This window comes from Citrobacter sp. FDAARGOS_156 (genome assembly GCF_001559235.2).
In the GTDB taxonomy this organism is placed as follows: Bacteria; Pseudomonadota; Gammaproteobacteria; order Enterobacterales; family Enterobacteriaceae; genus Citrobacter; species Citrobacter youngae.
Window position 1 is genome coordinate 4670830 of record NZ_CP014030.2, and the last position, 20329, is coordinate 4691158.

Annotated in this window: 22 protein-coding genes and 1 pseudogene; 17 read left to right on the forward strand and 6 right to left on the reverse strand. The window is 53.7% G+C overall.

The features are described 5' to 3' along the window. Positions 1-215: 215 nt before the first annotated feature. The 3 genes from ftsX to ftsY are packed head-to-tail and all read right to left on the reverse strand — an operon-like array spanning position 216 to position 3464. Positions 216-1274: a permease-like cell division protein FtsX gene (gene ftsX, locus AL515_RS23115; protein WP_048213585.1), complete on the reverse strand. Its 1059-nt coding sequence runs from the start codon at positions 1272-1274 to the stop codon at positions 216-218. Next, positions 1267-1935 carry a cell division ATP-binding protein FtsE gene (gene ftsE, locus AL515_RS23120; RefSeq protein WP_006687468.1) on the reverse strand — a complete coding sequence of 223 codons (669 nt, stop codon included), beginning with the start codon at positions 1933-1935 and terminating at the stop codon, positions 1267-1269. Before ftsE ends, ftsX begins: the two co-directional genes overlap by 8 nt. Positions 1936-1937: 2 nt before the next feature. Further along, positions 1938-3464, reverse strand: coding sequence for a signal recognition particle-docking protein FtsY (ftsY, locus tag AL515_RS23125; protein ID WP_061068757.1), 1527 nt, complete (start codon positions 3462-3464; stop codon positions 1938-1940). A 276-nt stretch (positions 3465-3740) separates the two neighbouring features. Here ftsY and rsmD point away from each other — a divergent pair, with 276 nt between their 5' ends. Next, a complete protein-coding gene (rsmD, locus tag AL515_RS23130; protein ID WP_048213587.1) occupies positions 3741-4337 on the forward strand; it encodes a 16S rRNA (guanine(966)-N(2))-methyltransferase in 597 nt (198 codons plus the stop codon). Next, positions 4327-4602, forward strand: a complete 276-nt coding sequence (locus AL515_RS23135; protein ID WP_048213588.1) for a DUF1145 family protein — start codon at positions 4327-4329, stop codon at positions 4600-4602. Before rsmD ends, AL515_RS23135 begins: the two co-directional genes overlap by 11 nt. 100 nt (positions 4603-4702) lie before the next feature. Here AL515_RS23135 and AL515_RS23140 read toward each other — a convergent pair. After that, positions 4703-5060: pseudogene (locus AL515_RS23140) on the reverse strand (DUF2500 domain-containing protein). Between the two features lie 141 nt (positions 5061-5201). Here AL515_RS23140 and AL515_RS23145 point away from each other — a divergent pair. Then, entirely contained in the window at positions 5202-5828 is a 627-nt protein-coding gene (locus tag AL515_RS23145; RefSeq protein WP_016151123.1) for a lysoplasmalogenase, read from the forward strand. Between the two features lie 74 nt (positions 5829-5902). Then, a complete protein-coding gene (zntA, locus tag AL515_RS23150) occupies positions 5903-8101 on the forward strand; it encodes a Zn(II)/Cd(II)/Pb(II) translocating P-type ATPase ZntA (RefSeq protein WP_061068758.1) in 2199 nt (732 codons plus the stop codon). Positions 8102-8193: 92 nt separating this feature from the next. Here the strand turns inward: zntA and tusA are convergent, their stop codons facing one another. After that, on the reverse strand, positions 8194-8439 hold the full coding sequence (tusA, locus tag AL515_RS23155; protein ID WP_003023404.1) for a sulfurtransferase TusA: 246 nt from the start codon (positions 8437-8439) through the stop codon (positions 8194-8196). A gap of 168 nt (positions 8440-8607) precedes the next feature. Between tusA and AL515_RS23160 the strand changes: the two genes are divergently transcribed. Together AL515_RS23160 and AL515_RS23165 are read left to right on the forward strand one after the other, a co-directional pair. After that, positions 8608-9273: a 7-cyano-7-deazaguanine/7-aminomethyl-7-deazaguanine transporter gene (locus tag AL515_RS23160; protein ID WP_003827549.1), complete on the forward strand. Its 666-nt coding sequence runs from the start codon at positions 8608-8610 to the stop codon at positions 9271-9273. Positions 9274-9345: 72 nt separating this feature from the next. Beyond that, positions 9346-9903, forward strand: coding sequence for a DcrB family lipoprotein (locus tag AL515_RS23165; RefSeq protein ID WP_048213591.1), 558 nt, complete (start codon positions 9346-9348; stop codon positions 9901-9903). 3 nt (positions 9904-9906) lie between these two features. Here the strand turns inward: AL515_RS23165 and AL515_RS23170 are convergent, their stop codons facing one another. After that, positions 9907-11124: an MFS transporter gene (locus AL515_RS23170; protein ID WP_061068759.1), complete on the reverse strand. Its 1218-nt coding sequence runs from the start codon at positions 11122-11124 to the stop codon at positions 9907-9909. A 133-nt stretch (positions 11125-11257) separates the two neighbouring features. Between AL515_RS23170 and AL515_RS23175 the strand changes: the two genes are divergently transcribed. The 11 genes from AL515_RS23175 (at position 11258) to AL515_RS23225 (ending at position 20327) form a co-directional block, all read left to right on the forward strand. Next, complete coding sequence (locus AL515_RS23175; RefSeq protein WP_048213592.1) at positions 11258-12304, forward strand: AI-2E family transporter; 1047 nt, start codon at positions 11258-11260, stop codon at positions 12302-12304. Positions 12305-12774: 470 nt separating this feature from the next. After that, positions 12775-13152, forward strand: a complete 378-nt coding sequence (locus tag AL515_RS23180) for a hypothetical protein (RefSeq protein ID WP_122973906.1) — start codon at positions 12775-12777, stop codon at positions 13150-13152. A 68-nt stretch (positions 13153-13220) separates the two neighbouring features. Next, the gene (locus AL515_RS23185; RefSeq protein WP_040231691.1) at positions 13221-14282 is read left to right on the forward strand and encodes a class I SAM-dependent methyltransferase; all 1062 of its coding nucleotides are present in this window, start codon (positions 13221-13223) and stop codon (positions 14280-14282) included. A gap of 40 nt (positions 14283-14322) precedes the next feature. After that, the gene (locus AL515_RS23190; protein ID WP_048213594.1) at positions 14323-15045 is read left to right on the forward strand and encodes a beta-ketoacyl synthase chain length factor; all 723 of its coding nucleotides are present in this window, start codon (positions 14323-14325) and stop codon (positions 15043-15045) included. Next, a complete protein-coding gene (locus tag AL515_RS23195) occupies positions 15042-15857 on the forward strand; it encodes a lysophospholipid acyltransferase family protein (RefSeq protein ID WP_061068760.1) in 816 nt (271 codons plus the stop codon). Before AL515_RS23190 ends, AL515_RS23195 begins: the two co-directional genes overlap by 4 nt. Then, positions 15838-16095, forward strand: a complete 258-nt coding sequence (locus tag AL515_RS23200) for a phosphopantetheine-binding protein (RefSeq protein WP_048213596.1) — start codon at positions 15838-15840, stop codon at positions 16093-16095. Before AL515_RS23195 ends, AL515_RS23200 begins: the two co-directional genes overlap by 20 nt. Before the next feature lie 12 nt (positions 16096-16107). After that, positions 16108-16359: an acyl carrier protein gene (locus AL515_RS23205; protein ID WP_005121566.1), complete on the forward strand. Its 252-nt coding sequence runs from the start codon at positions 16108-16110 to the stop codon at positions 16357-16359. A 6-nt stretch (positions 16360-16365) separates the two neighbouring features. Continuing rightward, positions 16366-16947: a hypothetical protein gene (locus tag AL515_RS23210; protein ID WP_048213597.1), complete on the forward strand. Its 582-nt coding sequence runs from the start codon at positions 16366-16368 to the stop codon at positions 16945-16947. After that, positions 16944-18305: an AMP-binding protein gene (locus tag AL515_RS23215; RefSeq protein WP_048213598.1), complete on the forward strand. Its 1362-nt coding sequence runs from the start codon at positions 16944-16946 to the stop codon at positions 18303-18305. Before AL515_RS23210 ends, AL515_RS23215 begins: the two co-directional genes overlap by 4 nt. Next, positions 18292-18645, forward strand: coding sequence for an ApeI family dehydratase (locus AL515_RS23220; RefSeq protein ID WP_061068761.1), 354 nt, complete (start codon positions 18292-18294; stop codon positions 18643-18645). The genes AL515_RS23215 and AL515_RS23220 overlap by 14 nt, the downstream gene beginning before the upstream one ends. Continuing rightward, positions 18636-20327, forward strand: coding sequence for a glycosyltransferase family 2 protein (locus AL515_RS23225; RefSeq protein WP_061068762.1), 1692 nt, complete (start codon positions 18636-18638; stop codon positions 20325-20327). Before AL515_RS23220 ends, AL515_RS23225 begins: the two co-directional genes overlap by 10 nt. Positions 20328-20329: the final 2 nt, after the last annotated feature.

The window sequence follows — 20329 nt, forward strand, 5'->3', positions numbered from 1 at the left end:
AACCAATAGCAACAACCATGCCAGAGCTTATGAGCAACGAGAATATCATTCAATCTTTTATCAGACAGTGATTTTATCCACAAGTTCCATGTCGTAATGTGTATAAATTACGCACAAAATGTGACATCACGATGAATGCGCCGGGAAGAGAAAACAGGGCTCTTTCCCTGCAGAGCGAACTACTCAGTGCAGGGAAAGATTATACCAGAGATTTTTTAATCGGGGGTAAAGTGGCGTAAATGTTGAACCGTGGCAAGCCAGGCTGCCACCCAGCCAATCATTGAGCATACCAGCAGGAGTAGCAAGCACTCATCGAATGATAAGCCGTTGATATCAAACTTCGTTCCGAAAACCTGTGCCACTTCAGTCACCGCTGATGACAGTCGCATCACCAAAATTTCTGACAAAATCAGTGAAAGAAATGCGCCGGAAAAACCCAGCAGCGCGCCGCCGTAAAGGAACGGACGCAGGATAAATCCATCCGTCGCACCAATCAGTTTCTGTACGTTAATGGTATCGCGACGCGCAAAAATGCTCAGACGCACGCTGTTACCGATGACGAGGAAGACCGCCGCCACCATCAGCACGCCAATCATCGCGGAAACGCGTCCGACCAGGCCCGTTAACGCCGCCAGTCGTGCAAACCAGCTGTCATCCATGCGTACTTCATCGATACCGTTGATTTGTGCAATACGATCACGCAGCGTGTTCAGTGATTCCGTGCCCTGGAAATCCAGTTTCGGGATCACCACCGCCACGGCGGGCAACGGGTTCTCTTCCAGCATATCCAGCGCGCCGCCAAAGCCAGACCAGTTACGGAATTCGCCCAGCGCATCGTCACGGGAGAGGTAATTCACTTTCTCCACGCCCTGTTCGGCCTGTAACTGCCCCACCACACGTGCCGCCGCATCATCATCCAGCGTTTTTTGCAGATATACGGTGATCTGCGGGGACGGGTAATACTGGCTTGCCGCCTGGTTCACGTTCTTGTAGACCATGTAACAAACACTTGGCAACGTCAGTGAGATAGCGATAACCATCACCGTCAGAAATGTCGCCAGCGGTTTACTTTTCAGGTCCTGTAACGCGCCCTGGAACGCATAACGTACCTGCTCGTTAAAGACGTTGGTTTTACGCGAGTTCGGTTTTGGCGACGCTTTCGCACGTTTTGGCGCGTTGCGACCGCCATCACCCGGTGCGCCGCCCGATTTACGAAAGCGATCCAGTCGTCCACCGAACTGTTTGATTTGATTGATAGCGTCACGCCTATTCATGCGCCAGGCCTCCATGCAGGTGTCCGTCACTCAGGACAAGCTGGCGATAAGAACGACGGGAGATCAGCCCAATATCGTGCGTCGCCATTAATACCGTTACCCCGACGCGATTAAACTCTTCGAACAGACGCAGGATCCCTTCTGACAGCGCGTCATCCAGGTTCCCCGTCGGTTCATCCGCCAGCAGTACCGCAGGCTTGTTCACCACCGCGCGGGCGATGCCCACACGCTGCTGTTCACCGCCGGAGAGTTGAATCGGGAAGTTCTTCGCTTTGTCCAACAGCCCGACCTTATCCAGCGCCGCTGACACGCGACGACGAATATCGTCCCCGCTGGCACCCGCAATGATCAGTGGGATTGCCACGTTGTCGAAGACGGTTCTGTCCATCAACAGGTGGTGATCCTGAAAAATCATGCCGATCTGGCGACGCAGAAACGGCACTTCACGGTTTTTCAAACGGCTGATGTCATGCCCGCTGAAGTAGATTTTCCCGGCGCTGGGCCGTTCAATTCCACAGATCAGCTTCAGCAGGGTACTTTTACCCGCGCCAGAGTGGCCGGTCAGAAACGCCATCTCGCCAGGCTGCATATGGAATGTGACTCCCTGCAGCGCTTGTCTCCCACCGAGATAGGCCTTGCTGACATGTTCAAAGCGAATCATTGTTAATCCTCTCGGGCAAAAAGTGCCTCTATAAAATCGCCCGCTTTAAACGGACGTAAATCCTCGATACGTTCGCCCACACCGATATAGCGGATAGGGATGCCAAACTGATCGGCAACCGAGAAAATGACCCCGCCCTTCGCCGTACCATCCAGCTTGGTCAGAGTGATACCGGTTAAGCCCACCGCTTCATGGAACAGTTTGGCCTGGCTTATCGCATTCTGCCCGGTGCTGGCGTCGATAGTCAGCATAACTTCATGCGGCGCATCAACGTCCAGCTTCTTCATCACGCGAACGATTTTTTTCAATTCTTCCATCAGGTGCGATTTATTCTGCAAACGCCCTGCGGTATCAGCGATCAGCACGTCTACGTTACGCGCTTTCGCCGCCTGGATGGCGTCAAAGATAACGGACGCAGAATCTGCGCCGGTGTGCTGAGCAATCACCGGGATATTATTACGCTGACCCCAGACCTGCAGCTGTTCTACCGCCGCCGCACGGAAAGTATCGCCCGCCGCCAGCATCACCGATTTACCCTGCTGCTCAAACTGACGCGCCAGCTTACCGATAGTGGTGGTTTTACCCACGCCGTTAACGCCAACCATTAAGATAACAAATGGCGTCTTACCCTCAACATTCAGTGGTTCGTCAACCTTCGCCAGAATCTCACCCATCTCATCTTTCAGCAGGCCGTACAACGCTTCTGCATCTTTGAGCTGCTTGCGGCTGGCGCCTTCTGTCAGATTTGCAATGATCTTGCGGGTTGTTTCTACGCCCACATCGGCGATCAGCAGTTGCTCTTCCAACTCTTCAAACAGATCATCGTCGATCTTTTTACCACGGAACAGACTGATAAATCCGGAACCGAGGTTTTCTTTTGTTTTCAGCAGGCTGCGTTTCAGGCGCGCAAAGAAACCTTCTTTGGTCGGTTTTTCCTGCTCCTGAACCACCTCTTCTTCTGCCGATTCTTCTACAGCAGGTTCTTCTGGCGGCTCCACTATGACGGCTTCTTCAGCAGCCTCAGCGGCCAGCGCCTGCGCTTCCAGCTCTTCGTCGGTCAGTTGCGGTTCGTTTTCGGCTTCTTCTTCAACCGCCTCAACGATTTCTACGGTTTCCGCTTCGGCCTGCCACTCTTCGGCAGAAACGTCTTCGGTTTTCACCTCTTCCGGCAGCGGTAATTCTTCGCGTTCGATAACTACCGCTGCTGGCGTTTCCATTACAGTTTCAGCAACGGGTTCAGCAACCGGCTCAATTTCCGGCTGCGCTTGTTCGGCGACAGGTTCTTCTTCCGGCTGCAGTTTTTCGATTTCCGCAACCTGTTCAGTGACTTCAACGACTTCAGCTGCAAAGGCTTCTGTTTCCGCCTCGCTATGCGTTTCCTGCGCGCGTGACGGCTCATCAACGACGGTAGCTTCTTCAGTAACCGGTTGTTGTTCTTCGTTTTTTACTTCTGTCTCGTTTTCCGGTGCCTGCTCTTTTTGACCAAAGCCCAGCCAGGAAAAAAAGCCACGTTTTTTCTCTTTCGCCATTTGCGACTACACTCCCCCGCTGTTGCTTCATGGCACAGCGTCAACGCTATGTACATAGCAGCTAAAAAAATGATGAAATAGTCTATCACTTATACCCAATGAATTTCGAGTTACGTCAAGGCGGCAAGCGCACGAATCCCGATGAGCTTACTTTTAGTAAGTGATTCGGGTGAGTAAGTACAGCCAACGCAGAGGTAACTTGAAAGGCGACGGGTTAACTTAACTCACATCACCGCCTGGAATGACATGCTATAGGCGGATTGAGCAATAATAGAAATGAAAAAACCTAATCACTCTGGCAGCGGACAGATCCGCATTATTGGCGGGCAATGGCGAGGCCGTAAACTCCCGGTTCCGGACAGCCCCGGACTGCGTCCGACCACCGACCGCGTACGCGAAACGCTGTTTAACTGGCTGGCCCCGGTGATGGTCGATGCCCGTTGCCTTGATTGCTTTGCCGGCAGCGGCGCGTTGGGTCTGGAAGCACTCTCCCGCTATGCGGCAGATGCCACGCTGCTGGAGATGGATCGCGCGGTATCTCAGCAGTTGCAAAAGAATCTCGCCACGCTGAAAGCACCCCATGCCCGCGTGGTCAACACCAATACCCTGACATTTTTGGCCCAGGCCGGTACGCCGCATAACGTGGTGTTTGTGGATCCGCCGTTTCGTAAAGGATTACTGGAAGAAACATTAACTCTTCTGGAAACTCGCGGCTGGCTGGCAAATGAAGCGTATATTTACGTGGAAAGCGAAGTCGAAAACGGCCTGCCGCCGGTTCCGGTTAACTGGTCGTTATACCGCGAAAAAGTGGCTGGGCAGGTTGCTTATCGTCTGTATCAACGTGAAGCACAAGGAGAGCAACATGCTGATTAATCTGGGACGTCTGTTGATGCTGTGTGTCTGGGCATTCCTGCTACTGAATATTTTTCAACCGTTCCCACGTCCGCTCAATATCTTCGTGAATGTGGCTCTGGTGTTTATGGTGCTGATGCACGGCATGCAGTTGGCGCTGCTGAAATCAACCATGCCGAAAGATGGCCCGCAAATGACCAGCGGCGAGAAAGTGCGTATTTTTCTGTTCGGCGTATTTGAACTGCTGGTATGGCAGAAGAAGATTAAAGACCAGTTGAAGAAGTAATGGTGCTCACTTTGCCTGGTATCGCATAGCGAGCCGGAGCGACAAAACCAGGAGGCCGGATAAGGCGTAAACCGCCATCCGGCATCAGCCAAATGAAACCTTAGCGTTCAGCCGTAAAATCAACAAAACGCGAACCTTTGTAGCTCAGTATACCTTTGTCGCCAACCGTTAACGCATGATACTGCTGGGCATCCAGACGAAATGTCTGCTCCAGGCCGCCGTTTTGTGGCTTAAAGCTGGCTTCATAGCGCATGCTGGTGCCCGCCGGGCTCACTTCCTGTTGACGGGAGCGCCGGTCGTTTAGCGGCTTTTCCCGCTTATTCGTCACCGCCACCTGCTTTTGCACCAGCGGCGCGATCATTATCCGCTTTTTCACGTCGCTGCTGAACAAAGCGAAACGACGCTGCGACAACGATTAAGACAATGATAACAATGAAAAAAAGTGGTGGCTTGCTCATATTATTAACCCATCAGAAAATGCGGAAATAAGCATACATTGCCCGTTATGGTGTTGTCATCTGGCAGTATCGACCTCTACACTGGACAGTAGAGCCGTGAGCACCCCGCTTACGAAAAAATAACGAATTCAAGGAACTAAGATGCTTTGGTCGTTTATCGCTGTCTGCCTTTCCGCATGGTTGTTCGTGGATGCTTCCTATCGTGGGCCTGCCTGGCAACGCTGGGTCTTTAAACCCCTGACGTTACTCCTGCTGGCGCTGCTGGCCTGGCAGGCGCCAATGTTTAACGCTATCAGTTACCTGGTACTGGCCGGCTTGCTGGCTTCACTGCTGGGCGACGCGCTGACGCTATTGCCGCGCCAACGCCTGCTGTACGCAGTGGGGGCATTCTTCCTGTCGCATCTGCTGTATACCATTTACTTCGCCAGCCAAATGACGCTGTCGTTCTTCTGGCCTTTGCCGTTGGTGCTGGTGGTACTGGGGGCGTTGCTGATCGCCGTGATCTGGACGCGCCTGGAAGAGTTGCGCATCGCTATTTGTACCTTTATTGGCATCACACTGATGATGGTCTGGATGGCTGGCGAACTGTGGTTCTTCCGCCCGACCGCTCCGGCGCTGTCGGCATTTATGGGCGCATCGCTCCTGTTCATCGGCAATATTGTCTGGCTGGGTAGCCATTACCGTCGCCGCTTCCGCGCCGATAACGCCATTGCCGCCGCCTGCTACTTCGCCGGACATTTCCTGATTGTTCGTTCGTTGTATCTTTAAAATGCTTGACTCTGGAGTCGACTCCAGAGTGTATCCTCCGGTTAATACGAAATGATTATCAATCGGAGGATGCCATGTCGACACCCGATACCAATGGCAAAAAAGCCCCACAATTCTCTTCTTTCAAGCCAGCGCCTGCGCCAAAGAAGGCTGATGACTGCTGCTGCGAAGGAACTTGCTCCACTACGCCACCCGTATCCGATACCGTTGACGGGACTCGCTATTCCTGGAAAGTGGCAGGCATGGACTGCGCGGCCTGCGCCCGAAAAGTAGAGAATGCGGTCCGCCAGGTCAGCGGCGTTAACCAGGTTCAGGTGCTGTTTGCCACCGAAAAACTGGTGGTCGACGCCGGTTCCGATATCCGCCAGCAAGTTGAAAATGCGGTGCAGAAAGCAGGCTATACCCTGCGTGATGAGCAGGCACCAGAAGAAGCCCCCGAATCGCGGTTTAAAGAAAATCTGCCACTGATTTCGCTGATTATCATGATGGCGATTAGCTGGGGGCTGGAGCAGTTCAATCATCCCTTCGGTCAGATAGCGTTTATCGCCACCACCCTGGTCGGTCTGTACCCCATTGCCCGTCAGGCTCTGCGTCTGATGAAAACCGGCAGCTACTTTGCCATTGAAACATTAATGAGCGTGGCCGCCATCGGCGCACTGTTTATCGGCGCGACAGCGGAAGCCGCCATGGTACTGCTGCTGTTTTTAATCGGCGAGCGTCTGGAAGGATGGGCTGCCAGCCGTGCCCGTAAAGGGGTTAGCGCGCTGATGGCGCTCAAACCGGAAACCGCCACGCGCCTGCGTAACGGCGAGCGCGAAGAGGTGGCTATTAATAGCCTCCGCCCTGGCGATGTTATCGAAGTGGCCGCGGGTGGGCGTTTACCTGCCGACGGCAAACTGGTTTCCGGCTTTGCCAGTTTTGATGAAAGCGCCCTGACCGGCGAATCGATCCCGGTTGAACGCGCCACCGGCGAGAAAGTCCCGGCAGGCGCCACCAGCGTGGATCGTCTGGTTACGCTGGAAGTGCTCTCCGAACCGGGCGCCAGCGCCATTGACCGTATTTTGAAGTTGATTGAAGAAGCGGATGAACGTCGCGCCCCCATTGAGCGTTTTATTGACCGTTTCAGCCGGATTTACACCCCAGCCATTATGGCGGTTGCGCTGCTGGTCACCCTCGTGCCGCCGCTGCTGTTTGCCGCATCCTGGCAGGAGTGGATTTATAAAGGACTGACGCTGCTGTTGATTGGCTGTCCTTGCGCACTGGTGATTTCAACCCCCGCAGCCATTACCTCTGGTCTGGCCGCTGCGGCGCGTCGTGGGGCGTTAATCAAAGGCGGTGCCGCGCTGGAACAGTTGGGTAGAGTCACGCAGGTGGCGTTTGATAAAACCGGCACCCTGACCATCGGTAAACCGCGCGTCACAGCGATTCATCCGGCAAGCGGAATTGGTGAGGCTGAACTGCTGGCACTGGCGGCAGCGGTAGAGCAAGGCGCGACACACCCGCTGGCGCAGGCGATTGTTCGGGAAGCACAAACGCGCGAACTGGCTATACCTGTCGCGAAAGAACAGCGCGCATTAGTCGGATCTGGCATTGAAGCGCGGGTCGACGGCGAGCGCGTGCTGATTTGCGCCGCCGGTAAACAGCCTGCCGATGCCTTTGCCGGGCAGATAAGCGAGCTGGAAAGCGCGGGTCAAACGGTGGTGCTGGTGTTGCGTAACGATACTGTACTCGGCGTGCTGGCCTTACAGGACACGCTGCGCGACGATGCCCGCACCGCCATCAGCGAACTTAATCAGATTGGCGTGAAAGGGGTGATCCTGACTGGTGATAACCCACGTGCAGCGGCCGCCATTGCCGGTGAACTGGGCCTTGAATTCAAAGCGGGGCTATTGCCGGAAGATAAAGTGCAGGCAGTTTCCCATCTTAACCAACAGTCGCCGCTGGCGATGGTTGGCGACGGCATCAACGACGCTCCGGCGATGAAAGCAGCCACCATCGGTATTGCCATGGGGAGCGGAACCGACGTCGCGCTGGAAACCGCTGATGCCGCCCTGACCCACAACCGCCTGCGTGGTCTGGTGCAAATGATTCAACTGGCGCGGGCCACCCACGCCAATATTCGCCAGAACATTGCGATTGCGTTGGGTCTGAAGGGGATTTTCCTCGTCACCACGCTGCTCGGGATAACCGGACTGTGGCTGGCGGTACTGGCAGATACGGGGGCGACGGTACTGGTGACTGCTAACGCGCTGCGGTTGTTACGTAAAGGATAGTTTTTGCCGGATGACGGCGTTGCCCTATCCGGCCTACGGGTTACACGTTCTTTGTTTGCCGGATAAGCGTTAGCGCCATCCGGCAAACAAAACTAGTGACCTTTACGCAGCAGATAGCGGTACGGCAGCGAGTCGGTCTCTTTAGCCACCAGCTCATGCTCCATAAAGGTACAGAAGCCAGGAATATCGCGGGTTGTTGCCGGATCGTCGGCGACAATCAGCAGTGTTTCACCGGCCTGCATGCCACGTACGGTTTTACGCACCATCATCACCGGTTCCGGGCAGCGCAGTCCCTGGGCATCAAGAGTATGGTCGGGAGAGGTAAACAGATCGCTCATCGTAGTCTCGTTCATTCAAAAACGGCGTTATTTTACGCTCTGTTGTGGCGTAAGCCAATCAGGTTAACGATTGCGTGAAAAACAACCATTGCAATGTGCTCTTAAAGCAGTATCATGCGACGGTTTTTTATTGGGTTCCCTCACCCCATCCAACAAAAAGGTCACAATATGACTCCGTTTACACAAACTCAGCGCGTAAAAGCGTTGTTCTGGCTATCGCTATTTCATCTGCTGGTGATCACCTCCAGCAACTATCTGGTGCAGCTTCCAATCTCCATTTTTGGTTTCCATACCACATGGGGCGCGTTTAGCTTTCCGTTTATTTTCCTCGCCACCGACCTGACCGTGCGTATTTTTGGCGCGCCGTTGGCTCGACGTATCATCTTTGCGGTGATGATCCCCGCGCTACTGATCTCCTATGTCGTTTCGTCCCTGTTTTATATGGGATCATGGCAGGGATTTGGCGCACTGCTGCACTTTAACCTGTTTGTCGCCCGCATCGCCGCCGCCAGCTTTATGGCTTACGCGCTGGGACAAATTCTGGATGTGCATGTCTTCAACCGCCTGCGTCAGAACCGTCGCTGGTGGCTGGCGCCAACGGCTTCCACGCTGTTTGGCAACATCAGCGATACGTTAGCCTTCTTCTTTATCGCCTTCTGGCGCAGCCCGGATGCCTTTATGGCCGAGCACTGGATGGAAATCGCGCTGGTCGACTACTGCTTCAAAGTGCTGATCAGCATTATTTTCTTCCTGCCGATGTACGGCGTGCTGCTGAATATGTTGCTGAAAAGGCTGGCAGATAAATCCGAAATCTCTGCATTGCAGACGAGTTAAAGGTTCATTTTCCGAGTTGTGATAAGATGGACGAATGAGCCGTTATGGCCGTTTATCGAAAGGAAGAAGTCAATGCGCAATCTGGTTAAATATGTCGGTATTGGCCTGCTGGTTATGGGGCTTGCGGCCTGTGATAATAGCGATACAAAAGCGCCAGCAGAGAAAGCTGCCGCAGAAAGTAACGCCACCGGACAACCGGTCAGCCTGCTCGACGGCAAACTCAGTTTTTCCCTGCCAGCGGATATGACCGATCAGAGCGGCAAGCTGGGCACTCAGGCGAACAATATGCACGTCTATTCTGACGCAACCGGCCAGAAAGCGGTGATTGTGATTGTTGGCGACAACACCAACGAAGACCTGGCTGTGCTGGCAAAACGTCTGGAAGATCAGCAGCGTAGCCGTGACCCGCAGCTGCAGGTCGTCACCAATAAATCTATTGAGCTGAAAGGCCACACGCTGCAGCAGTTAGACAGCATCATCTCGGCTAAAGGCCAGACCGCTTACTCTTCTGTGGTGTTGGGCAAAGTGGATAACCAACTGCTGACCCTGCAAATCACGCTGCCTGCTGACGATCAGCAAAAGGCGCAGACTACCGCAGAAAACATCATTAACACGCTGGTTATCCAGTAACGGTTAAGACGATGACGCGGCCTCCGGTGACACCACCTGAGGCCGTTTTTTTAACCGCCAGGTCAGCAATAACGCCACCGCCACCAGCCCTGCTGCCGCCAGATAGATAACCGGCACGCCCGCCCACGTCATTACCAGCCCAGCCAGCGGCCCGGTAACACCCAGCGATAAATCCATAAATACCGTGTAGGTCGCCAGCGCAGCGCCCTGATTTTGCTGCGGGACGGCTTTTACCGCTACCACGCCCAGCGCCGGGAAAACCAGTGAAAACCCAGCCCCGGCCAGCAGAACGCCGATTTTCGCCATCCACGGCATGGAAGCCATCCCGACCAGTAGCAGCCCGACAATCTCGACGCTAAAGCAGATCATCGCCACATTCAGCCCGCCTAAACGGTTGATACCATTTGGGAACAACAGACGAGTACCGACAAACGTGCAGCTAAAAAGCGTCAGCGCGAAAGCAGCGCCATCCCAGCCTTTGGCATCATAAAACAGGGTAATAAACGTGGCGATCACCCCAAAGCCGGCAGAGGCCAGCGCCAGCGCCATGCCATACAACCAGACGCGTCCGAGCACCGCGCGGAACGGCAACGGTTTGCCTTTGCTGGCCTTCACCGCAGGACGAGGGAGCGCCAGCAGTATCGCCAGCAGCGCCACGCCCATCACGGTCAGCGCCAGCCCCTGTAAGCCCCCCCAGGCATAAAACAGAACGCCCAGCGGCGCGCCTATCGCCATCGCGCCATAGGTCACGATGCCATTCCAGGAAATCACCCGTCCGATGTGCATTGAGCCAACCACCCCCACGCCCCACAGCGTAGAGCCAGTTCCGGCAAAGCTTTGCCCGACCCCGAGAATCACCCGCCCCAGACACAGCAGCAGCAGACTAGCCAACGGCCAGCCGTTCGTTGATCCAGCCAGCAAATAGCCCAGACCACTTAAAAAGCAGCCACACAGCCCGAATACCACAATCTTCTTTGGCCCCAGCAGATCGGCATAGCGACCGGCATGCGGACGGCTCAGCAGCGTAGCGAAATATTGCAGGCTGATGACCAGTCCAGCCCAAAAGGCGCTGAATCCCATCACATCATGGACGTAGCCCGGCAATACCGCGAGCGGCAGGCCGATGGTCAGATAGCTGGCGAAGTTAAACATCACCACGGAGACAATGCGCAGATTAAGGCGTAAACCGCTCAGCGTCGGTTCAGCGACGGGTTCGGGCATGGAGGGTCACCACATATTCACAACAGTGTTTCATTTCTACCATGTTGCAGCCCAGAAATCAGTAACCAGATTAGGAATATCGGCAGCAAGCCAGCCGCTACACTTAATGCAAAAATGCACACAGGAAGAAGACATGACAACCATTCAGCCTGACAAAACAGGTTTGCACATTTTACTTAAACTGGCCGCGCTGGTGGTGATCCTCGCCGGTATTCATGCCGCGGCGGATATCATTGTGCAACTGCTGCTGGCTCTCTTTTTTGCCATTGTGTTGAATCCGCTGGTCACCTGGTTTATTCGCCGGGGAGTACGTCGCCCGGTAGCCATTACGCTCGTAGTGGTGGTCATGCTGTTCGTCCTCACGGCACTGATCGGCGTTCTGGCGTCTTCGATCACGGAATTCATGGCTATGCTACCCAAATACAATAAGGAGCTGACGCGCAAAGTCCTGTATCTGCAAGAGATGGTGCCCTTTCTGAATTTGCATATGTCGCCAGAGCGCATCCTGCAACGTATCGATTCCGATAAACTCATGACCTTCACCACCACACTGATGACCAGCCTCTCTGGCGCCATGGCCAGCGTCGTTCTGCTGGTGATGACGGTCGTCTTTATGCTGTTTGAGGTGCGCCATGTTCCTTATAAGCTGCGCTTTGCGCTGAACAACCCACAAATCCATATTGCAGGGCTGCATCGGGCGCTCAAGGGCGTATCTCACTATCTGGCACTGAAAACGTTGCTCAGCCTATGGACTGGCGCTATCGTCTGGCTGGGACTGGCGCTGATGGGGATTCAGTTTGCTCTGATGTGGGGCGTGCTGGCCTTCCTGCTCAATTATGTGCCCAATATAGGCTCGGTTATTTCCGCCGTGCCGCCCATGATTCAGGCGCTGCTGTTCAACGGCATTTACGAATGCGTACTGGTCGGCGCGCTGTTTCTGGTGGTGCATATGGTGATTGGCAATATCCTCGAGCCGCGCATGATGGGGCATCGCCTGGGATTATCGACGCTAATTGTCTTCCTCTCTCTGTTGGTATGGGGATGGCTGCTCGGCCCGGTAGGCATGCTGCTCTCTGTGCCGTTAACCAGCGTGTGTAAAATCTGGATGGAAACCACCACCGGTGGCAGCAAACTGGCCATTTTGCTGGGTCCCGGCAGACCCAAAAGTCGGCTACCCTGAAAAACTACCAACCGAGGTAGTTTTTATCTTTTTATATGCCCGTTAAACTGATATCCATACAGGTATATATCGCAATTTATCTTAAATAAAGAGTGAAAAGGATTTCATTTTTTAATAAAGAAAATACATAAGTCAACGTCCGGATGTCTTTGCCAAACCACATATGAATAATGAATCCCCCCACAGCATTTAACTCAAACTATCTGCCTATATTTAAAGGTTATTTTATTTGATACGTTTTATCTAAAAATCTATACTTCTCGCCGATGATTACGCTGAAAAATTTCCGTTGAAGAAAGTCACCGAATATTACCATCCGGCAACCTCATCGCCTTGCTATCGGACACGTGAAATAAAATGCTGATTAGCTTAAATAAAATCACGGGAACTGCAGGGTGATCATTATTTCGAAGCTTATTATTAAACACGTATAAACAGTACTTTGAGAGGGAGTTTTAATGAAACAGTATATTAAGTGGTTTGCGGCCATTGCCGTTGTCGGTGCGCTGGCGGGATGTGCACGTACTGCGCCGATCGATCAAGTTCACACCAGCGTAAGCGCGGGGCACACTCAGGATCAGGTTAAAACCGCCATTCTGAAAGCGGGCATTCAACGCCAATGGGTCATGTCTGAAGCCGGTCCTGGTGTCATTAAAGCACGCCAACAAACCCGAGATCATGTGGCTGAAGTCCGTATCACCTATACCGCCACCAGCTATGACATTAAATACGACAGCAGCCTTAACCTGCAGGCTTCTGGTGGAAAAATTCATAAAAACTACAACCGCTGGGTACGCAATCTGGATAAAGACATCCAGCTCAATCTGTCAGCCGGTGCCAATCTGTAATTACGCCTAAAGTCGGGCCGAAAAGGCCCGATACTCTTACTCTCTGCCATTTAACAGGTTGTCCCCACATGTACGAACAGGATTCGCTTAGCGCACTGGATGCCATTACTGAAGCACAACGTATCGCCTTTGCCCCTATGCTTTTTCAAACCGCGTTGTGTCTGCGAAATGCGGGAGTACTCACCTGGCTGGACAAGCAAGGTAAACGCGGCGCCACGCTCGACGAAATTACCGAAAACAGCACCATCAACGAATATGCCGCCAGCATCCTGTTGGATATGGGGTTAAGTGGGCGAATTATTACCCACAAAGAAGGATATTATTACCTCGCTAAAGTCGGCCACTTCCTTTTACATGACACGATGACGCGTGTGAATATGGATTTCACCCAGGATGTTTGTTATCAGGGACTGTTCTATCTGGAGAATGCGCTGAAAGAAGGGAAGCCCGCGGGATTAAAAATTTTTGGCGACTGGCCAACAATCTATCCTGCACTGTCGCAATTACCCCTGGCTGCGCGTGAAAGTTGGTTCGCTTTCGATCATTACTATTCAGATGGCGCATTTGATGCCGCATTGCCATATGTATTCGCCAGCGCCCCTGCAACCCTGTACGATGTCGGCGGAAATACTGGGAAATGGGCATTACGTTGTTGTCAACATGATGACAATATTGCAGTCACTCTATTAGATTTGCCGCAACAAATTGCACTTGCCCGCGAAAATATCGAAAATACGGGATTATCCCATCGCATAAATTTCCATGCTGTGGATATGCTTAGCGACTCGCCTTTACCCGCAGAGGCAGATATCTGGTGGATGAGCCAATTTCTGGACTGTTTTTCCCCGGAACAAATTATCGCCATTCTGAGCAACATTGCTCGGGTGATGAAACCGGGCGCGAAGCTGTGCATTATGGAACTGTTTTGGGATGCCCAAAAATTTGAAGCGGCCTCATTTAGCCTGAATGCGTCTTCGCTTTATTTTACCTGTATGGCGAATGGCAACAGCCGTTTCTACAGCGTAGAGAAGTTTTATCACTATCTGAATCAGGCAGGTTTTCAGGTAGATGAACGCCACGACAACTTAGGTGTTGGACATACTTTATTGATATGTCAGAAGAAAAAATAAGAAACAATCGGAACAACCGATTTACCGCGGATACGCGTTGATGAAATTTGCTTTCAACATTATCGACTGGCAGGCCAAGGCGCCAGGATTAAGCGAAACAGAACAGTGGCATGAATGGTCACGGTTTTCGCACGCCATCGATCCCACCGCGCCATTGGCTAAACTCAGCGAGTTACCGATGATGACGGCTCGCCGCCTCAGCTCCGGTAGCAAACTGGCCGTTGATTGCGGGCTGGCGATGCTACGCCGTCATGATATCGATGCCGTGTTGTACACCAGCCGCCATGGTGAACTGGAGCGTAACTACAGGATCCTGCACGCCCTGGCGACTGAGCAGGCTCTCTCACCAACCGATTTCGCCCTCTCTGTGCATAATTCTGCCGTGGGAAACCTGACCATCGCCGCGAAAAAGCCGATTGTCTCCTCCTCACTTTCCGCTGGCAGGGATACGTTCCAGCAGGGGCTATGCGAAGTCATCGGGCTGTTGCAGGCGGGATATCAGCGCGTATTGATGGTCGATTTCGACGGTTTTCTGCCCGAGTTTTATCATCCGCAGTTGCCGCCTGATATGCCGACATGGCCGTTTGCCGTCGCGCTGGTTATTGAATCCGGTGATCGCTGGCAATGCGAAACCCGTCCACACTGCGCGCAAGGTGAGACGCCATTGCCACAAAGCCTGTTGTTTTTACAACATTATTTGCAAGATACCGCGGCGTTTACCCTGCCAGGTGAGCGCGTACAGTGGCAGTGGAGTCAGGGATGAACACGATTTTCCTGCGGCTTAATTGGGTATGGCGACTGGTGATGACCGGTTTTTGCTTTGCCCTGTTTGGCCTCGGCGGACTGCTCCTTTCTACTGTCTGGTTTAACGTATTGCTCATCGCAGTATGGGATAAAGCCCGACGTCGGCGTATCGCCAGACGCAGCATTGCTGCCAGTTTTCGCCTCTTTTTAACGGTGGCGAAGCGACTTGGCGTGCTGGATTACCAGATTGCAGGACGAGACATTTTACGCAACGAACAAGGGTGCCTGGTCGTCGCCAATCATCCGACGCTCATCGACTACGTGCTACTGGCCTCGGTCATGCCAGAAACCGACTGTCTGGTGAAAAGCGCATTACTAAAAAACCCGTTTCTTGGCGGCGTGGTCCGGGCAGCAGATTATCTGATTAACAGTCAGGCTGATGCGCTGTTACCCGCGTGCCAGCAACGTCTGGAACAAGGCGATACCATTTTAATTTTCCCCGAGGGAACCCGTACACGCCCCGGAGAGGAAATGACGTTACAGCGTGGTGCGGCGAATATCGCCGTACGCTGCAGCAGCGATTTACGCATCGTAACCATAAGCTGCAGCGAACAAATGCTGGATAAAGAAAGCAAATGGTACGACGTCCCATCGATAAAGCCCATGTTTACCGTTTCAGTACACGAACGGGTTAAGATCGACCAATTTTACGACGCAAATTCACAAGAACCGGCGCTGGCCGCAAGGCAGTTGAACCGGCATCTTTTGCTTCAATTACAACCAGGTACTTTACCTCTTTCAGGAATTAATGATGCAAGCGCTTTATCTTGAAATCAAAAATCTCATTATAACGACATTGAATCTCGACGAACTGACAGCTGACGATATTGATACCGAAGCGGCACTCTTTGGCGATGGATTAGGTCTGGACTCAATCGACGCCCTGGAGCTGGGGCTGGCGGTGAAAAACGAGTATGGCGTGGTCCTCTCAGCAGAGAGCGAAGAAATGCGCCAGCACTTCTTCTCCGTCGCCACGCTGGCATCGTTCATTCACGCGCAACGTGCCTGAGGATAGTCCGTTATGACCGAACAAAAAGCCATTTACGAAGAAGTCTCCTCACTGCTGGTCAAGCTGTTTGAAGTCGACCCGCAGGACATAAAGCCTGAGGCGCGCCTGTACGAAGATCTGGAACTCGACAGCATCGACGCCGTCGACATGATCGTGCATCTGCAAAAGAAAACCGGTAAGAAAATTAAACCGGAAGAGTTTAAAGCAGTACGCACCGTACAAGATGTCGTCGACGCGGTAGAACGCCTTCTCAAAGAAGCGTAATTCACCGTGTCGGGCACTCGCTCGCTGCCAGTCGTACAACTGCTAACAGGCCTACTGTTGTTGGCCTGGCCGTTTTTGATCTGGTTTGGCCTTGCGCATAACAGTCTGCACTGGTTGCTACCGTTGATGGCGCTACTCCTTTTTTTACGCTTTCGCCAGACCCGGCGACAGGCGGGGCCGTTGCGCGTTGTAACACAGGTCGTGGCGGTTGCGGGTATCACGTTGTGCATTGCCAGTTATCTGCTCAAAACGCATCAGTTGCTGCTGTTTTATCCGGTAGTGGTAAACGCCGTGATGCTGTCGGTTTTTGGCGGATCGCTTTGGTCCGCGATGCCCATTGTTGAACGCCTGGCGCGGCTGCGCGACCCAAATCTGCCCGAGGCAGGAGTACGCTACACACGCCGTGTGACACAAATCTGGTGCGCCTTTTTCATCATCAACGGCAGCGTTGCGCTCTTTACCGCACTGAATGGCGATATGACCCTGTGGACGACCTGGAACGGTATGGTTTCCTATTTACTGATGGGAACATTGATGGCCGGCGAGTGGTTAGTTCGCCAACTGGTGATAAAACGAGATACCCAATGAAGCAGCCCCTCACACTTGCGCAATGGCTCTGTGACCCACGCCCGAACGACGTCCCTGTTGCGTGGCAGGAAGAGCATACCTGGACGCTGGGTCATCTGCGCCATGATGTGGCCCAGTTGATAACATACCTGCAGCAGCAGGAAGGCGAGCGCTGGGCATTGTGCTTCGAGAACAGCTATTTATTTATCGTCGCGCTGCTGGCCACACTACATGCTGGCAAAACGCCGGTGATCCCTGGGCATTGTCGCGTTTCGTTGTTAAACGAGCAGCACAGGCTGTTTGACGGCGTACTGAGCGATAAAACGCTGGAGTGGCAGGGAACGCTACGGGTGGTCAGTTCTGCCATGACATCCGTGACCCACGACATCACGTTTCCGGCAATACGCAGCGACGCCTTTGTGGAGTTGTTCACTTCCGGTTCGACCGGCCAGCCGAAACGCGTGATCAAACCGATCGCTCGTCTGGATAGCGAAGCGGCATTGCTCGCGACGCGCTTTGCCGATCGTCTCGCAGGTTGCCGGGTGGTCGCGTCAGTGGTTCCGCAACATCTGTATGGTCTGACGTTTCGTATCTTCTTGCCGATGGCCTTAGGTCTGCCGCTGCACGCGGCAATGCTATGGTATGCCGAACAACTGGCGGCGCTGAGCCATGAGCATCGGTATGCGTTTATCAGCAGTCCGGCGTTTCTGAAACGCCTCGACCACCATCTGGCACCGCCGCCGGTCGAACTGATTCTGTCTGCGGGCGGTATGCTGCCCTGGCAGGACGTCGCACAGGCTGCTGACTGGCTGAATGTCTGGCCCGATGAGATCTACGGCAGCACTGAAACCGGGATCCTTGCGTGGCGTTATCGCCATCAAGATGATGTGGCATGGCTGCCTTTTCCCGGCGTCAGATTTCAGCCAGAAAATGACGCGTTTCGTGTATTTTCACCGCTAATTACCGCTGATGATGGCCTGTTGCTGGATGATATTCTGCAATTTACCGAAAATGGTCAGTTTCGCCTGATGGGCAGGCGCGGGCGAGTCGTCAAGATTGAAGAGAAACGCATTTCACTCAGCGAAGTGGAGCAACGCTTGCTGGCACTGGACGGTATCCGTGATGTCGCGGCATTGCCGGTCTCGCGCGGGGGACGCCAGGGTGTTGGCGTCCTGCTGGTACTGGATGACAAAACCCACCAACGCTGGCTCGCGTGCGGAGGAAAACAGCAAGAACTGACCTGGCGACGTTCGCTGTTGCCCTGGCTGGAGCCGGTCGCCGTTCCCCGCTACTGGCGGGTGATTGATGAGATTCCGGTCAACAGTATGAACAAGCGTGTCTATGCGCAATTACAGGAGTTATTTCATGAAACCCCATGAAATCGAGCGCCATCAGGCACAGCCTCAACAGGCTGAGATTGTTTTACATCTCGACCCTTCGCTGTTTTGGTTCAGCGGGCATTTTGCCGTGCAGCCACTACTGCCAGGCGTTGCACAGCTGGATTGGGCGATGCATTACGCCACCACGTTGCTGGTCCCTGGCTGGCGTTTTCACAGTATTCAGAACGTGAAGTTCCAGTCACCGCTATTGCCTGGAACCACCATCACCCTGAGTCTGAGCTGGCAGGAAGAACGTCAGATGCTCTCTTTTAGTTATCAGCGCCACGACGGTGAAGCGCGCCATACCGCCAGCAGCGGGAAGATTCGGTTATGTCGCTGACGTTTTCCCCGTGCGTGTTGATCCCCTGCTATAACCACGGCGCAATGATGTCGGGCGTATTGGATCGTCTTCAGCCATTCAATCTCCCCTGCATTGTGGTGGACGATGGCAGCGACAAGACCACACAAGATGAACTGGCACGCCTGGCGGCAGAATACGGCAATCTGACGTTAATTCGCCTGCCGGTCAACGCAGGCAAAGGCGCGGCGGTGATTAGCGGAATTCAGGCGGCGGCAGATGCCGGGTTCAGTCATGCCGTGCAGGTCGATGCCGACGGTCAGCATGCCATTGAAGATATTCCCAGGCTGCTTGCATTGGCAAAAGAACATCCGGCAGCGCTCATTTCCGGGCAACCGATTTACGATGATTCTGTCCCTCGCTCGCGCCTGTACGGACGCTGGGTAACCCACATCTGGGTGTGGATAGAAACGCTCTCGATGCAGCTAAAAGACAGCATGTGCGGCTTCCGGGTGTATCCGGTGACACCTACACTGCAACTGGCACAGCGCGTGACGCTCGGCAAACGGATGGATTTTGATACAGAAGTAATGGTGCGTCTCTACTGGCAAGGCAACCCCAGCTATTTTATCCCCACACGAGTCATCTATCCGCAGGACGGGCTATCCCATTTTGACGCGCTCAAAGACAATCTGCGCATTTCATTAATGCACACTCGCCTGTTTTTTGGCATGTTGCCACGCATCCCCTCCCTGCTTTTTCGTCGTTCATCAACACACTGGGCGCAGCAGCAGGAAGTCAAAGGGCTGTGGGGAATGCGTCTGATGTTGCTGGTCTGGCGTTTACTGGGTCGCAAAGCCTTCTCCCTGCTACTGTATCCGGTAGTCGGCGTTTACTGGCTCACCGCATCAACTGCCCGAAAAGCCTCTCAGAGCTGGATTCGCCGCGTACGGGCGCAACTGATCGCACGCCGGATGCCAGTACCGTCAAACCTGACCAGTTATCAGCATTTCCTGCGTTTTGGCGGCGCGATGCTGGATAAAATTGCCAGCTGGCGCGGTGAGCTGCACCTCGGCCGCGATGTTGTTTTTGCACCAGGCGCAGAAGAGACGCTAAATGTCAGCGACCCGCGAGGAAAACTGCTGCTGGCCTCACATTTGGGCGATGTCGAAGCCTGTCGGGCACTCGCCCAGCTACAGGGCAGTAAAACAATCAATGCGCTGGTATTTAGCGATAACGCCCAACGCTTTAAAAAAATTATGGAAGAGATGGCCCCGCAGGCCGGGTTAAACCTGCTACCGGTGAACGATATTGGCCCGGATACCGCCATTCTGCTCAAAGAGAAACTGGATCGTGGCGAATGGATAGCCATCGTTGGTGATCGCATCGCAGTCACTACCCAACGTGGCGGCGAATGGCGTGTCTGCTGGAGCCGCTTTATGGGGCAAGTTGCGCCCTTCCCACAGGGCCCGTTCATTCTTGCGTCTATTTTACGCTGTCCGGTGGATCTGATTTTCGCCCTGCGCCAGCAGGAGAAACTACGCATCCACTGCGAACCATTTGCTGACCCGCTGCTCTTGCCGCGTGCCACCCGACAACAGGCATTACAGAATACCGTCGATCGCTACGCCGAACGCCTTGAGCACTATGCACTTCAGTCGCCACTCGACTGGTTTAACTTTTTCGATTTCTGGCAGTTGCCGGACACCAAAGACAAGGAGTAAAG

Excerpts from the sequence above, each read along its gene's own strand:
- AL515_RS23205 (WP_005121566.1), top strand. The coding sequence starts at position 16,108 with ATGACCGAACAAAAAGCCATTTACGAAGAAGTCTCCTCACTGCTGGTC.
- AL515_RS23175 (WP_048213592.1), top strand. The coding sequence starts at position 11,258 with ATGACAACCATTCAGCCTGACAAAACAGGTTTGCACATTTTACTTAAA.
- ftsX (WP_048213585.1), bottom strand. The coding sequence starts at position 1,274 with ATGAATAGGCGTGACGCTATCAATCAAATCAAACAGTTCGGTGGACGA.
- AL515_RS23165 (WP_048213591.1), top strand. The coding sequence starts at position 9,346 with ATGCGCAATCTGGTTAAATATGTCGGTATTGGCCTGCTGGTTATGGGG.
- AL515_RS23170 (WP_061068759.1), bottom strand. The coding sequence starts at position 11,124 with ATGCCCGAACCCGTCGCTGAACCGACGCTGAGCGGTTTACGCCTTAAT.
- ftsE (WP_006687468.1), bottom strand. The coding sequence starts at position 1,935 with ATGATTCGCTTTGAACATGTCAGCAAGGCCTATCTCGGTGGGAGACAA.
- ftsY (WP_061068757.1), bottom strand. The coding sequence starts at position 3,464 with ATGGCGAAAGAGAAAAAACGTGGCTTTTTTTCCTGGCTGGGCTTTGGT.
- AL515_RS23145 (WP_016151123.1), top strand. The coding sequence starts at position 5,202 with ATGCTTTGGTCGTTTATCGCTGTCTGCCTTTCCGCATGGTTGTTCGTG.
- AL515_RS23190 (WP_048213594.1), top strand. The coding sequence starts at position 14,323 with ATGAAATTTGCTTTCAACATTATCGACTGGCAGGCCAAGGCGCCAGGA.
- rsmD (WP_048213587.1), top strand. The coding sequence starts at position 3,741 with ATGAAAAAACCTAATCACTCTGGCAGCGGACAGATCCGCATTATTGGC.
- AL515_RS23215 (WP_048213598.1), top strand. The coding sequence starts at position 16,944 with ATGAAGCAGCCCCTCACACTTGCGCAATGGCTCTGTGACCCACGCCCG.
- AL515_RS23225 (WP_061068762.1), top strand. The coding sequence starts at position 18,636 with ATGTCGCTGACGTTTTCCCCGTGCGTGTTGATCCCCTGCTATAACCAC.
- AL515_RS23160 (WP_003827549.1), top strand. The coding sequence starts at position 8,608 with ATGACTCCGTTTACACAAACTCAGCGCGTAAAAGCGTTGTTCTGGCTA.
- zntA (WP_061068758.1), top strand. The coding sequence starts at position 5,903 with ATGTCGACACCCGATACCAATGGCAAAAAAGCCCCACAATTCTCTTCT.
- AL515_RS23220 (WP_061068761.1), top strand. The coding sequence starts at position 18,292 with ATGAAACCCCATGAAATCGAGCGCCATCAGGCACAGCCTCAACAGGCT.
- AL515_RS23135 (WP_048213588.1), top strand. The coding sequence starts at position 4,327 with ATGCTGATTAATCTGGGACGTCTGTTGATGCTGTGTGTCTGGGCATTC.
- AL515_RS23200 (WP_048213596.1), top strand. The coding sequence starts at position 15,838 with ATGCAAGCGCTTTATCTTGAAATCAAAAATCTCATTATAACGACATTG.
- AL515_RS23185 (WP_040231691.1), top strand. The coding sequence starts at position 13,221 with ATGTACGAACAGGATTCGCTTAGCGCACTGGATGCCATTACTGAAGCA.
- AL515_RS23195 (WP_061068760.1), top strand. The coding sequence starts at position 15,042 with ATGAACACGATTTTCCTGCGGCTTAATTGGGTATGGCGACTGGTGATG.
- tusA (WP_003023404.1), bottom strand. The coding sequence starts at position 8,439 with ATGAGCGATCTGTTTACCTCTCCCGACCATACTCTTGATGCCCAGGGA.